The organism is Acinetobacter sp. YH16031, assembly GCF_013417335.1.
Lineage (GTDB): Bacteria > Pseudomonadota > Gammaproteobacteria > Pseudomonadales > Moraxellaceae > Acinetobacter.
Genome location: NZ_VPED01000033.1, coordinates 1 through 13,602 on the forward strand (window position 1 = coordinate 1; position 13,602 = coordinate 13,602).

Below are 13,602 nucleotides of genomic sequence, written 5' to 3' on the forward strand. Positions count from 1 at the left end.
CAATTACGCAGAATAATTCGGTACTATTGAACATCAGGACTAGAGTTGTGAGTTTGGTGTGGTAACTCAACTGATGGCTCTAGTCCTCTTATTTTTCAAGTCAATTTTTTATCCGCGATTCGGGTTATTTAGGAAAAATTTTAGTTTATTTAAGTCCGTGTGAAATCAAACGGACTTTACTAGATGCTTAAATAAATCTTCAATTCCACTTTTCTTGATATTTTGAGACCCAGTACAATTTGGTTTCTATATCATAGCTACCATCGGGATTAAGGGAAATGATATAGTGGATATTTTTACCTCGACTACGATTACCTTTACCTTCGGGAACTTGATATTTGTATTTTTCTACTTCTTTAGGGGGAGTGAGTACAATCCGTTTCCAAGCGGTAGGGGGGAGTTTCGCTATACCATTTTGTTGTGCAATCATTATTGCTTGTCTTCTTTGCTCGGCATTTTCTCCACTCGCATAACGTAATTCTTCAGGAACACCATATCCTTTTTTTATCTGCTCTTCATAAGTCAACCAAGGCGTATATTCAATAATAATTTGTTGAGGAACATAACCTTCAGGAGATACCTTACAGCTACTATAAGTTGTAATATATTTTTGCTTTTTTATCACATCTGGTGTTCCTGATAAGTTGCCACATTCAGGCCAATTGTTTTTGTATACTATGCTATGGATCGGCCAATATTGATTATCCATTTCAAAACTAATTCTATTTTTCATAGTTGGTACTGTTGCTTGGCAACCACTTAAAAGAAATAAGCTACTAATTGTTAAAAATTTTATTTTCATTTTGCTTTAACTCCACTTCCTGCATTAAAAGTAAGTGTTGTCCCGTAATTGGCTTTGATCCAGTTAAGATAATTTATGATTTAAAATTTTTTGTTTTAAATGCTTCTTTATAAGAATAAAATCATTATGAAATACTTGTATGAGGAAACTATAAAATTATTATTTAGATTTTTCTAATATACTTAATTAAGCGACATCCATGTCATCAAATATTAAGTAAATTAATATTATTAAATCTTTTAAATACTACTTTTAAACTCAAACCTTCTGAATAAATAGCTCTCGATCAAAACGATACTGCGGGAAGAACACGCCATCTTTCGCACGTTCACCAGCACCAATCACCATCACTGGATATTGCTGATCATTCAGATCTAGAAGTTCACGAACCATTGGTTCATCAAAGCCTTCCATCATACAGCTATCAAAACCATAAGCACGTAAAGCTAGTACCAGGTTTTCACAGGCTAATGCTGTGGTTTTACTTGCCCAGAGTTTCGCATCAGCAGGGCTAAATGCAGACACTGGCATTTGTTTATCGAGTGTACGTGCTACTTTGAAAGCAACTTTCTTAAAGTTACCAAAGGCATTCAAATAACCAGTCTTGTAGTTGTAGGGAATGTACTTATAGTACTTTTTAATGGCTGGTGGAGCCTCAGGAAATGGAAACTCGCTGATATTCAGTTTAGCCATTTCATCAATACGATCAGTACGTGCCACACAGACAATCAGTTCTGAAGCTGTTTTAGCAGCAAGCTGGCTCATACATGCTTTAACCAGACGTTTTTTCTTGGATGGGTTCTGCACCACATAAAAAGTCCACGGCTGTAGGTTTGAGGAGTTTGGTGCCAGCAGTGCCAAATCCAGACAGGCATCGAGGACCTCGGCAGGAATTGGCTTTTTAGTGAATTTACGTACAGAACGTCGGCTTTCGATGACCTTTCGGAAATTGTCTACATCAATATCCTGAGGTGCAGGTTCGTAGTAACGTTTCTTTTCAGGATTTGAACTATCGGTTGTTTGAGAAGTCGTTTGGGAGTTTTCATTAGTCATAAGCTAGATTCTTTCAAAAAAATAAAAGATTGAGGCAGTCTAAACTGCCTCAATTAAAAGATAAGTTTCAGAATTAGTTGAATTGTGTGAAATCAGGTTTCCGTTTTTGCATAAAGGCTTGAACCGCTTCCGTCATTTCAGGTGAACCCACACGTTTCATAAATATCTCAGCTTCATCATCAATACATTCGATAATTTCAGCCAGATTATGCTTCATCAGTGCTTTGGTTTGTTTAATAGAAGCCAGGGGTAAAGCAGCAAGAGTTTTTGCCTGTTTTTCAGCAGCAGCATAGACATCTTCTTCAATGCTATTTACCAGACCTGCACCCAATGCTTTTTCACTATTAAATCTCTGTGCAGTAAGTAATAGTTCAGCTGCTTTATGATAACCCGCTTGTTGTACCAGCAGCTTGCTTGAAGCGCCTTCAGGCGACAGGCCAAGGCTAACAAATGGAATATGGAACAGGGCAGTATTGTCACTATAAACCAGATCAGTATGCAGCAGAATCGTTACCCCGATCCCAATCGCCACACCACGAACGGCAGCAATTAAAGGCTTGGAAAATTTTGCAGCAGACTTCAACAGGACAAAAGGAGGGGTATCACCAGCCTTAGCTTGCAGAGGCGTCTGAATAAACTTCATGAAGTCCTGCATGTCATTGCCGGCACTAAAGTCTGCGTCTTGACCACGTAGAATCACGACACGCACACTACTATCCTGATCTGCTTCATCCAGTGCCTGTGCGATCCATAGATATAGTTCGCCGTAAAGCGCATTTTTTGCCTCAGGACGGTGAATGGCTAAGGTCAGTACGCCATTGTCTAAATTCGCATTTAAATGCTGATGCGGTTGTTGAATACAGCTCAGTGTCATCGTACTATCCTTGCTTTATTAATATGAATTTATTGGCGCTTATTATGTCGCAAAAAATTCCCTGCGGCATAACTGATGCGTTCATAAAAGTAAGATGTGCTATGAAGTATAAATTTGATTACCTGGTGTTTATTGGTCGTTTTCAACCTTTCCATCTAGCCCATATGCAAACGATTAAAATTGCCTTGCAGCAGAGCCAGCAGGTGATTCTGGCATTAGGCTCAGCACAGCAAGAACGCAATATTAAAAATCCATTTCTGGCCACTGAACGTGAAGAAATGATCCTGTCGAATTTTTCTGAAGCAGATCAGAAGCGCATTAAATTCGTCCATGTCATTGACGTCTATAATGATGAAAAATGGCAAAAACTGGTGAAATCGCTGGTGTCTGAAGTAGTTGAAGCAGAAGCAAAAGTTGGTCTGATTGGACACTTTAAAGATGAATCTTCTTATTATTTAAGTTTGTTCCCTGAATGGGAAATGGTGGAACTGGATAGCTTGGTCGGCGCTATATCCGCCACTCCTTTACGTGAAGCGTATTATCGCGGTGAAGTGGTGGAATCGGCTTTTCCTTTAGGCACTAGTGAGTTCTTACATAAATTTAAAAATAATGAGATTTATCAACAATTGGTCAACAAGTTTGAACTAAATGATAAAACAAATCTGGGCTAAAACCGTTTTAAGGTAGTGAGTTCATTTGATTGTTAAGGATGAACACAATGAATCTATTCTTGAAAAATATAGCTTATGCGGGTGCTCTATCTGCTATGTGTATATCGGCTGCGTATGCTAAAAGCTGGACATTGACGCCTCAAAGTAGTGTCGGCTTTAGCATTAACTCCTTGGGTTTGAATGTGGTAAAGGGAAATTTTCAAGAGTTCAAGGCAACCATGCAGTTTGATCCCGATCGGCCACAACAGTCATCTACTGAGTTCACTATGCAGGTGGATAGCCTGGAGGTTTCCAAGCCTAGCCTTAAAAATATGATTATGGGTGAGGATCTGTTTCATGCATCGCGCTATAAAACGGTCAATTTCAAAAGTACCCAGTTTAAGCCAAATGGTACGAATCGTTATCAGGTTATGGGGCAACTCACTCTAAGAGGTGTTACTCGACCAGTGGTATTCGATACCACTCTGACACCGAACAAGGGTAATCCTAATTTACTCGATGTGAAATCCACTACGGTAATTAATCGCTCAGATTTTGGAATGAAGAAAGCTACTGCAGGCGTGGGTGAAAAAGTTAATATTCATTTAATGGGACAGTGGAAAACCCAATAATATGATATTCAATTTCTGTGGATTCGGCAGGACATCATAGAACTGTTTATTGAATTGGACTATTCATGTACTGTTCTGCCTGTTCCAGAATGACTTTGGTTAACTGTTTTAGAGCGGGAGACTGCTGTTTCCAGTGATGCCAATATAAAGGTACATCACAGCTGCATTCAGGCAGTATTTCGATCAGTGTCCCATTTTGAATCCGGTCCGCAATTTGATAATCCGGCACCAAACCATATCCTAATCCAGAAAAAATAGCGTCCGCAAAGGCGGTCGAGGAGGGAATATAGTGAAAAGGAAAACATTGCTGGTTTAAGCCAAATTGAGCTAACAGTAGATGGCTATGTAGATGATCCTGATCATTGTAAATTACAGCAGGTGCCTTACGCAGTGATTCCCGGTGAATGCCTGGTCTAAACCAAGAGTGCACAAAGGCAGGTGTTGCGACCATTCTATAATGCATCTGCCCAATAAAATAAGCCTTACAGCCCGGCATGGCTTCACTCTCACTGCTAATACAGGCATTGACTTGACCCTGCTCTAGAAGCTTATGAGTTTCACTTTGAACAGCAACCTGAAGATTCAAAGTGATTTTCTCTGCAAGCAGGGTGGTGTTCAGACAGGGAAATAACCAGGTCGCGAGTGAATCCGCATTTACCGCGATATGAATCGAGCTAAATTCTGCTTTATTTTGACCATTTAATTGCTGGATCAATTGCTGCTGTAACAGGCGTTGATGCTGCAAATAATTCAGTAAGGTTTGACCAGCATTAGTCACTTTACAAGGACGCTCACGTAGCACCAAAACTTGCCCCAAATCTCTTTCCAGATTTTGCACTCTTAAAGTGACTGCCGAAGCCGTTATATTTAATACTTTTGCGGCAGCATCAAAACTTTGGGTTTCTGCAACAGCCAGAAAAGCATCACAGTTTTTAGAATTAAGTGGCATAGCTTACCTAAATAAAATTTAGTCTAAATGATATTTTCTTAATTATATTTAATTGAAAAGAATAACATAGATAATGATCCCCATCTTTATAATTCCATGATATTCCAATGTTAAATGCATATATACAAGGTCTTGCAGTAGGCTTTAGCCTGATTATTGCCATTGGTGCACAAAATGCTTTTGTATTGAAGCAGGGCTTGAAACAGCAGTATGTCTTTGCGATCTGTATGTGTTGTGCCTTATCTGATGCAATATTAATTTTTGCCGGTGTTTTGGGGTTTTCACAATTGATGCTGGTCAATCCGCACTGGATCAATATGGCGAAATATCTGGGTGCAACTTTTCTGGCGATCTATGGCGCTCAGCATTTTTATCAGGCCTGGAAGAATGAGCAGCGTCTGGACACAGATCAAAAAGATGTGCCTTCTTTATATAAGGTTTTGCTGATTTGTTTGATGCTGACCTGGCTCAATCCGCATGTTTATCTGGATGCACTGGTCTTGATTGGTTCCATCTCCACTCAATATTCCAATGCACAGATACAATTTGCCTTAGGAGCGATTAGTGCGTCCTTTGTATTCTTTTTTGGACTGGGCTATGCAGCACGTTATTTGCAACCTATTTTTCAGCGTCCAAAAGCCTGGAAAATACTGGATGTACTCATTGGCTGTGTAATGTGGTCAATCGCGGTTTCTTTAGTAAACTGAATTAATCACAAAATAACTCTAAAGAAAAAGGCATGATATTTCTGATCATGCCTTTTTTTGATTTTATGAAAGACCTTAAGCAGCTTGTAATGCTTTCAAATCTTCTAAAACCTGTTCAGCATGGCCAGCAGCTTTTACCTTACGGTATTCTTTGACCAGTTTGCCATTATGGAAAATGAAGGTAGAGCGTTCAATGCCCATGACTTTCTTGTCATACATATTCTTTTCTTTAATGACATCAAAGTGTTTGCACAATATTTCTTCTTTATCGCTGATCAGATTGATGGTCAGATTCTGTTTTTCAGTAAAGTTCTGATGCGCTTTAATCGAGTCACGTGATACGCCCAGAATAGTCGTATTAAGTGCATCAAACTGATCTTTTAAACAAGAGAAACCGACTGCCTGAGTGGTACAGCCAGGTGTTGAATCTTTAGGATAAAAATAGATCACCAGCCATTCTGCATTTAATTGGGCCAGATTAATTTCACCTGTAGTAGTCGGAAAAGTGTGCTCAAGTAAGCTGATCTCAGACATGATCTCTCCAATTTTTCTAAATTTTTTCAAAAAAATAAGCCACATTATAGTGGCTTATTCTAGAAAAATATCCGTCAGGGTTATTTCTTTTGAGCGGCTTTATTGGCTTCTGCAGCAAGTGAATTTAATTTACCTGCGAGCTGTGGGCCTACACAAGACTGCACATTCTGGCTTTGTTTTTTAACAAAGTCTAAAGTTGCAGGGTTTTTCTTCTGGTTAATGGTGCTTTGAATCTGCCATTTCTGAGCTTGAGTCAATTTACCTTCTGCATCTACTTCACATGTACAAAGCTTATTCACATCAGACTGAGTCAGTTTTTTGTACTTCACTGCCTGTTTGTATGGAATAGCACAGGCTTTAATTAAACCGTCACGTACATTTGAACTGCTTCCAGCATTTTTCATGGCAGTTGTGTATTCTTTTTTCATTGCCTCAAATTCTGCTTTTGCCTTAGCTTGATCATTATTTGCAAAAGATGCAGTTGAAAATAGGGCAGACAAAGAGAGTAGGCTAGTCGCAAGTAATTTGGCTTTAATATTCATAATATGGATTTATAACCTTGATCGATTTTAAAGGTAATAACGTGTCGGGTCTTCAACACCTGCATCAGCAAAACCTTGCTTGCGTAAACGACAACTGTCACATGTTCCACACGCACGTCCTTGGTCATCTGCTTGGTAGCAAGATACCGTTTGACTGTAGTCTACGCCATGTTCTAGGCCTAAGCGAATGATATTTGCTTTGGATAAATGTAACAAAGGTGTTTCAAATTTCAGAGCCTGACCTTCAACACCGACCTTGGTTGCAAGGCGTGCCATGTTGGCAAAAGCTTCAATAAATTCCGGGCGACAGTCTGGATAACCTGAATAATCCACTGCATTAATACCGATCACAATTGCCTCAGCACCGAACACTTCTGCAGCGGCCAAAGCATAAGATAAGAAGATGGTATTTCGTGCAGGCACATAGGTTACCGGAATGCCTTCCTGTAATTGGTCTGGTACCTCAATGCTATGATCAGTAAGGGCTGAGCCGCCCAAGTTACCTAAATCAATATTGATGACACGATGTTCTACACCCGAGCATTGAGCCAGCGCACGAGCTGCATCAAGTTCTGTAGTAGAGCGTTGGCCATACATAAAACTCAGTGCGATACATTCATAGCGTGCCTGCGCCCAAGCCAGACAGGTTGTTGAATCTAATCCGCCAGATAACAATACAATGGCACGAGGGCGCATAACAAATACTCCAATATAGTAAATTTACAAAAATTAACGACCAGTTTCATCATTCCATAACAACTTGTGCAGCTGCAGCTGGAAACGAACAGGGAGATGGTCTTCTAAAATCCATTGAGCCAGATCACGTGCCAATTGTGGCAAGCGCGCAGCTCCTTTTTCAACTGCAAATGCAGGGGAGAACCAGACCGTACTGACTTTTTCATTCAACTGGTACTGTTCTACCTGCTGTTTTGACCATTCATAATCTTCACGATTACAGATCACAAACTTTATCTGGTCATGCTGAGTTAAATGATCCAGATTTGTAAGCAAATTTCGTGCAACTTCACCTGAAGTTGGTGTTTTTAAGTCTAGAACTTTGGATACACGTGTATCCACTTTAGAAACATCTAACGCACCACTGGTTTCTAAAGAGACTTCACAGCCTAAATCTGCAAGTCGCTGCATCAGAGGCAGGGCGTTCGGTTGAGCCAATGGTTCACCACCGGTCACGCAGACATAAGGCGTTTTAAAATCAAGCGTGGTCTGAATGATATCATCTAAAGATTTGCGCTCGCCGCCTTCAAAAGAATAGGTAGTATCACAATAGGTACAGCGCAGTGGACATCCGGTTAAGCGGATAAATACGGTCGGTAAACCTGCAGTATTGGCTTCACCTTGTAATGAATAGAAGATCTCCGTAATGCGTAAGCCCGCAGACGGATCAGAAACTGGAATTGCGGAAGATCGAAGCGTATTCATAACAACATTAACCACTGAAAAATAAATAACAATGTATAAAAATAAAAATCCCTACGATCATTGCTGACCGTAGAGACGAGGAGCGGTTGAAGCTCCGAGGAACACAAATGTGTCCTCTAAGTTAAGACATCTTAGTCTTCGCGAAGCAGATCGTTCAGGCTAGTTTTAGCACGAGTTTTCGCATCTACTTTTTTCACGATTACAGCTGCATATAAACTGTATTTACCGCATTTAGATGGTAGGCTGCCTGATACTACAACAGAACCAGCAGGTACGCGGCCATAATGGATTTCGCCAGTTTCACGGTCATAAATCTTGGTAGATTGACCAATGAATACGCCCATTGAAATGACAGAACCTTCTTCAACGATTACGCCTTCAACGATTTCAGAACGTGCACCGATGAAACAGTTGTCTTCAATAATAGTTGGGTTAGCTTGAAGCGGTTCAAGAACGCCACCGATTCCTACACCACCAGACAAGTGAACATTTTTACCGATTTGAGCACATGAACCTACAGTTGCCCAAGTATCGACCATCGTACCTTCATCTACATAAGCACCGATGTTCACATAAGAAGGCATCAGTACCACGTTTTTCGCCTGGAAAGAACCTTTACGCGCTACTGCCGGAGGAACAACACGTACGCCAGCAGCTTTAAATTGCTCGTCAGTCCAGTCAGAGAATTTAGTATCTACTTTGTCGTAGAATCGAAGATCACAAGCTTCCATTGGTTTGTTATCGTTTAATTTAAATGATAACAATACCGCTTTCTTAATCCATTGATGAACAACCCATTCACCTTCGATTTTTTCAGCAACACGTAAAGTACCATTGTCCAGGCCAGCAATTACTTCCTCAACTGCTTGACGGATTTCAGCAGGACAGTCTGCTGCTGTGAAATTCGCACGGTCTTCAAACGCTTGTTCAATGATTGTTGAAAGCTGAGACATGATCTTCCTTCCAGAAAAAAATTTCCGATATTTTACACTATATTGCTCTAAAAAGATGGAAAACTAGGAAGGGTGCTGAATTAAATTCGCAAGTAAAGTGATTAGTATCCTTTTCGTATTTTAGATATGTACAAACATTGTTTAAAAAAGGCTTATCATTCAACAAGAAAAATTAATATGTATCAAAAAATAACAAAAGCTCAGCAAAACACGAATAAAAAATATTCATTGGCTCCTTTATATTGAGCTCATCACGAATAACTAATGATGAAAAAAAAGTTCTTTTGAGGAGAGAAATAATGAAAGCTTTATATCAACTTTTAGCAGTATCCGTTCTAGCTGCCACAGCTGGATCTGTCATGGCTGCTGATGAAACAATCGTAACAGATGAAGGCGTAGCTGAATTCTCTTTCTTTAAACCTGCAGCTGTTCGTGCTGAAGTCGGTACTACCGGTTACGGTGGCGCGATCTCTTGGAATGCTAACCCTTATGTAGGTGTTACTCTAGGTTATAACGGTGGTGATATTTCTTGGACTGATGATTTATCAATCAATGGTACAAAATATGACCTGGATATGGATAATAACCTGACTTACTTGAATGCTGAGATTCGTCCTTGGGCGAACTGGTTCTATATGGCTGCGGGTGTAGCATATATTGATAATGATTACGACCTATCTCGCCGTATTGGTAGTGGTGAAACTTTAAGCATTGATAACAATGATTATCAACTTGCTACTGGTGCTACAGAGGGTCGTGTAAATGGTAAGTTATCTTACAAAAATAATATCGCACCTTATGTAGGTCTTGGTTTCTCTCCAGCAATCACTAACCGTTGGGGTGTATTTGGTGAAATCGGCGCATACTACAATGGTAACCCAACTGTGGATTTAACTGCTACAGGTCTTGCACCAGTAGAAGGTTCTCCTAGCGTAGGTACAGCGATTGAAAATGAAGAGCGTAAAATTCGAGAAGATAATAAATATGAATGGTTCCCAGTGGCAAAACTGGGTGTAAGCTTCCGCTTCTAAGCTGTAGCTGCTAAGCCTAATAAAAAAACGAGCTTCGGCTCGTTTTTTTATTCATTAAAAGCTATTGAAAATGATAGCCCAACTTCATACCGACCACCCAAACATCGTTATCATCTACTGCGGATAAGCCTACGAACTGGGGTATAGCAGCGTTTGTATCTGTTTTAGGCTTTTGGAATTTTAAATAATACAGTCCTGTAGCAATATCCCACTGTGTTTGAAAATTCTGAAAATAGCCCAAACCCACTCCCCAATAACCATCACTCGGATTCAAGGTAGAAGCCGGGTTTCCTGTACCTGAGTCCCATAAGATTTCAAAAGAATTAATCATAGAAGAAGGCCATTGATGGGCGATTCCAAATTTAGCCGACCATTGATCCTCTTGATAATCGATCATCTTGATATCTTTCACTTCAGGAAACTCCAGGGCGGCATAATCAATCACTGTACCGAATTTCGGCGGTTGAATGACGAAATCTTGCCAATTTACCCAGCGTAAACCCGCATAAAAAATATTCTGAGAGGGAAGTCCGCTCTGAATATCTAAATTAATAGATTGAGGTGTTTGTATTGAGGTGTTTGTACTTTCGTAAAGCTTGACGTAGGTATACCGACTGTAATTGATTCTGTGGTTTCCAGCTGATGCTGTATGGCTGAACGATAAGTTAACGCTGTTCTAAAGAAATACTCAGGAATTTGATAGCTCATTCCAGCGAGCCAACCCCAAGCAATATTTCGTTCAAGCTGAACGTGATAACCGTTAAAGACCGAAAAAGATTCACCTACCAAACTTAAATTACCTTCTAAGGCCTGATAACTTAGTCCTGCATAGAGATTCCAGTTTGGATCAGGCTGATATCCAAAAATGGAAGTCAGATTATGACTATCAAACTCAATATCGGCTGCTTCAATATCTGTAGGTTCACCTGCAAAAACTGGACTATGTTGATATGCAACATCGACATAGAAGGGCTGATCGTAAATAAAACCCCAGGAGATCTGAGGATGAAGCTGTAGTTTTAATGCAGCATTAATAACCAGCTGATTATTCGCAAGCTGACCCGTAGAAAAATCCTGAATACCTAATTGTTCTAATACTTCGGTATGCTGTACTTGACCGCTAACATTAGGATTCGTCCAGGCAAATGAGACTTCGGCATAATGATCCTTTTCAAAAAAGGACTGGATGGTTTGATTGGATTGTTCAAAAGCTGCTGCGAAACTTGTCCCGGAAAAAATCAGTCCACATCCCAAGAGGGAAAATTTGTAGCTCATCATTAATATAATTTATTTATTGAATTATATTGTAATTATGCTTGATTTTTAATGAAATAATCTACGGTTAAAATTAAAAAAAGAGGCAATACGCCTCTTCAAGTTAGAAAATTCAATCCATATTATTCATCTGGATAAGCCACTTTTTTCAGTGCCTTGATGTCCGCATCTGGTGAGCATAAAGAAATAAACTCATAACCATAACCACGTAATAAGTGGCCTTTACGTACTGCAATCCAGGTAGTATTTACCCCGAAAATATCGGTTTTAATCTGTTTCAGACGATAGTCACGTTCTGGATCATAAGCCAGATCATTGACAATGCCGACACCCATGTTGAGTTCTACATAAGTTTTAATCACATCAGCATCCAGAGCTGACATTACAATATCAACATCTACACCGGCTTCTTCAAAGGCTGAGTCGATTTTAGAACGGCCTGTGAAACCACCATGATAAGTAATAATCGGATAGCCAGCGAGGTCTTCAATACGTATCTGTTCTTTGCTATTTAGCGGGTGATTTTGCGGCGTAATAATACTGTGCTGCCAGTTATAATAAGGCACACTCGCCAGATTTTCTTCAGTCGTTAAGGCTTCAGTCGCGATCCCGATATCTGCTTCACCCTGAAGAAGCATTTCAGTGATTTCCATTGGACTGGCTTGTTGCAAAATCAGATGAACTTTCGGAAATTCTTTTTTAAACTGATTCACGATCGGCGGTAATACATAACGTGCCTGGGTATGTGTTGTTGCAATGGTCAGCGTGCCTTCATCGACCTTGTTAAAGTCATCCGCAAGACGTTTAATATTGTCTGCATCAACCAGCATACGCTCTACAATGCCGAGAAGTGCCTGACCTGGTTCAGTCAGTCCTAATAGGCGTTTACCTTTACGGATAAACAACTGTACACCAAGTTCATCTTCCAGGTCTTTAATATGCTTACTGACACCTGACTGCGAAGTGTAAAGCGCGGCTGAAGCTTCAGTTAAGTTAAAATTCTGTCTAACAGTTTCTCGAATAATTCTTAATTGTTGGAAATTCATAATTCTTTACCCTATAAGAGGATGGGGCATTTAAAAGCCCCATCTTGCAGTCTTACGCGACCTGGTTTTCAAATAAATGCAGATTTAATGCACTCAACCAGACAGTTTGATCCGGACGGAATTGATGAGCGCGAGCTTCTTCTGGTGTCAGTGAAATTTCAATCAGATTGCCTTGGCGATCATTCAGTTCCGCAACAACTTTTCCTGCAATCCAGAGTTCACGAATAAACGTGGCCTGAATCGCATTCTCTTGTTGTTGTGCATGAATACGCAGTTCATCCGGGCGAGCGAAGACAATGACATTACCCTGAGCTGCCTGTTTAGCGGCATCGAACTGGATACGGTCTTCACCTAGCTGAATGATGCCGCCATTGTTCTGACCTTCGAAACGGTTAGCTTGTCCCAGGAAGTCAAACACGAATGGTGTTTTCGGTGTTTCATACACTTCACGTGGTGAACCGATCTGTTCTACATTGCCTTTGTTCATCACTACGATTTGATCTGCAACTTCTAAGGCTTCTTCCTGATCGTGAGTGACGAAAATTGAAGTAATGTGCAGTTCATCATGCAGGGTACGTAACCAGCGACGCAGTTCTTTACGGACTTTGGCATCTAGTGCACCGAACGGTTCATCCAATAACAGTACACGTGGCTCAACTGCTAGGGCGCGTGCTAGTGCAATACGCTGACGCTGACCACCTGAAAGCTGAGCCGGGTAACGGTCAGCCAGGAAGCCAAGTTGTACCAGATCAAGCAAGCGGGTCACACGTTTTTTGATTTCAGCTTCCGATGGACGGGTTGAACGTGGGCGCACACGCAGACCAAAAGCTACGTTATCGAATACGGTCATATGACGGAACAGGGCATAGTGCTGGAATACAAAACCCACTTCACGTTCACGAACGTGAACATTGGTTGCATCCTGACCTTCCAGAATCACCTGACCACCGTCAGCAGATTCTAGACCAGCAATGATACGCAGTAGAGTCGTTTTACCGCAGCCTGAAGGACCGAGCAGGGCAACCAGTTGACCATCCGGGAAATCCAGTGAAATGTTTTTCAGTGCATGGAATGCACCAAAGTGTTTTTCAATATTTTTAACTTGAATACTCAT

At 40.5% G+C, this 13,602-nt stretch carries 15 protein-coding genes and 1 pseudogene; 4 read left to right on the top strand and 12 right to left on the bottom strand.

Annotated elements, in window-relative coordinates:
* Nucleotides 1-199: 199 nt before the first annotated feature.
* From FTV31_RS12905 to FTV31_RS12915, 3 genes are all read right to left on the bottom strand, one after another.
* Nucleotides 200-802, bottom strand: a complete 603-nt coding sequence (locus FTV31_RS12905; protein WP_180015204.1) for a hypothetical protein — start codon at nucleotides 800-802, stop codon at nucleotides 200-202.
* A 258-nt stretch (nucleotides 803-1,060) separates the two neighbouring features.
* A complete protein-coding gene (locus tag FTV31_RS12910) occupies nucleotides 1,061-1,855 on the bottom strand; it encodes a nitroreductase family protein (protein ID WP_180015205.1) in 795 nt (264 codons plus the stop codon).
* 73 nt (nucleotides 1,856-1,928) lie between these two features.
* Nucleotides 1,929-2,729, bottom strand: a complete 801-nt coding sequence (locus FTV31_RS12915) for an enoyl-CoA hydratase (RefSeq protein WP_180015206.1) — start codon at nucleotides 2,727-2,729, stop codon at nucleotides 1,929-1,931.
* A gap of 101 nt (nucleotides 2,730-2,830) precedes the next feature.
* Between FTV31_RS12915 and FTV31_RS12920 the strand changes: the two genes are divergently transcribed.
* A complete protein-coding gene (locus FTV31_RS12920) occupies nucleotides 2,831-3,400 on the top strand; it encodes a nicotinate-nicotinamide nucleotide adenylyltransferase (RefSeq protein WP_004784571.1) in 570 nt (189 codons plus the stop codon).
* Nucleotides 3,401-3,447: 47 nt separating this feature from the next.
* The gene (locus FTV31_RS12925; RefSeq protein ID WP_180015207.1) at nucleotides 3,448-4,011 is read left to right on the top strand and encodes a YceI family protein; all 564 of its coding nucleotides are present in this window, start codon (nucleotides 3,448-3,450) and stop codon (nucleotides 4,009-4,011) included.
* Between the two features lie 46 nt (nucleotides 4,012-4,057).
* Here the strand turns inward: FTV31_RS12925 and FTV31_RS12930 are convergent, their stop codons facing one another.
* The gene (locus FTV31_RS12930; protein ID WP_180015208.1) at nucleotides 4,058-4,960 is read right to left on the bottom strand and encodes a LysR family transcriptional regulator ArgP; all 903 of its coding nucleotides are present in this window, start codon (nucleotides 4,958-4,960) and stop codon (nucleotides 4,058-4,060) included.
* 107 nt (nucleotides 4,961-5,067) lie between these two features.
* On the opposite strand from FTV31_RS12930, the gene FTV31_RS12935 reads away from it, so the two are divergent.
* On the top strand, nucleotides 5,068-5,667 hold the full coding sequence (locus FTV31_RS12935) for a LysE/ArgO family amino acid transporter (protein WP_166138351.1): 600 nt from the start codon (nucleotides 5,068-5,070) through the stop codon (nucleotides 5,665-5,667).
* 75 nt (nucleotides 5,668-5,742) lie between these two features.
* Here the strand turns inward: FTV31_RS12935 and FTV31_RS12940 are convergent, their stop codons facing one another.
* The 5 genes from FTV31_RS12940 to dapD all read right to left on the bottom strand — a co-directional run bounded on the left by FTV31_RS12940 (nucleotide 5,743) and on the right by dapD (nucleotide 9,136).
* Nucleotides 5,743-6,201: a peroxiredoxin gene (locus FTV31_RS12940; RefSeq protein ID WP_180015209.1), complete on the bottom strand. Its 459-nt coding sequence runs from the start codon at nucleotides 6,199-6,201 to the stop codon at nucleotides 5,743-5,745.
* An 80-nt stretch (nucleotides 6,202-6,281) separates the two neighbouring features.
* Nucleotides 6,282-6,743 carry a hypothetical protein gene (locus FTV31_RS12945; protein ID WP_034171206.1) on the bottom strand — a complete coding sequence of 154 codons (462 nt, stop codon included), beginning with the start codon at nucleotides 6,741-6,743 and terminating at the stop codon, nucleotides 6,282-6,284.
* 27 nt (nucleotides 6,744-6,770) lie between these two features.
* The gene (gene queC / locus FTV31_RS12950) at nucleotides 6,771-7,439 is read right to left on the bottom strand and encodes a 7-cyano-7-deazaguanine synthase QueC (protein ID WP_180015211.1); all 669 of its coding nucleotides are present in this window, start codon (nucleotides 7,437-7,439) and stop codon (nucleotides 6,771-6,773) included.
* A gap of 33 nt (nucleotides 7,440-7,472) precedes the next feature.
* Nucleotides 7,473-8,183, bottom strand: coding sequence for a 7-carboxy-7-deazaguanine synthase QueE (gene queE / locus FTV31_RS12955; RefSeq protein WP_034171208.1), 711 nt, complete (start codon nucleotides 8,181-8,183; stop codon nucleotides 7,473-7,475).
* 131 nt (nucleotides 8,184-8,314) lie between these two features.
* On the bottom strand, nucleotides 8,315-9,136 hold the full coding sequence (gene dapD / locus FTV31_RS12960; RefSeq protein WP_004784553.1) for a 2,3,4,5-tetrahydropyridine-2,6-dicarboxylate N-succinyltransferase: 822 nt from the start codon (nucleotides 9,134-9,136) through the stop codon (nucleotides 8,315-8,317).
* Nucleotides 9,137-9,435: 299 nt separating this feature from the next.
* On the opposite strand from dapD, the gene carO reads away from it, so the two are divergent.
* The gene (carO, locus tag FTV31_RS12965) at nucleotides 9,436-10,167 is read left to right on the top strand and encodes an ornithine uptake porin CarO type 6 (RefSeq protein WP_180015212.1); all 732 of its coding nucleotides are present in this window, start codon (nucleotides 9,436-9,438) and stop codon (nucleotides 10,165-10,167) included.
* A gap of 61 nt (nucleotides 10,168-10,228) precedes the next feature.
* Here carO and FTV31_RS17510 read toward each other — a convergent pair.
* The 3 genes and pseudogenes from FTV31_RS17510 to FTV31_RS12980 all read right to left on the bottom strand — a co-directional run bounded on the left by FTV31_RS17510 (nucleotide 10,229) and on the right by FTV31_RS12980 (nucleotide 13,602).
* Nucleotides 10,229-11,445, bottom strand: a pseudogene (locus FTV31_RS17510) (outer membrane protein transport protein).
* Nucleotides 11,446-11,564: 119 nt separating this feature from the next.
* Entirely contained in the window at nucleotides 11,565-12,488 is a 924-nt protein-coding gene (locus FTV31_RS12975) for a CysB family HTH-type transcriptional regulator (RefSeq protein ID WP_179992692.1), read from the bottom strand.
* Nucleotides 12,489-12,540: 52 nt separating this feature from the next.
* Nucleotides 12,541-13,602, bottom strand: a complete 1,062-nt coding sequence (locus FTV31_RS12980; RefSeq protein ID WP_180015214.1) for a sulfate/molybdate ABC transporter ATP-binding protein — start codon at nucleotides 13,600-13,602, stop codon at nucleotides 12,541-12,543.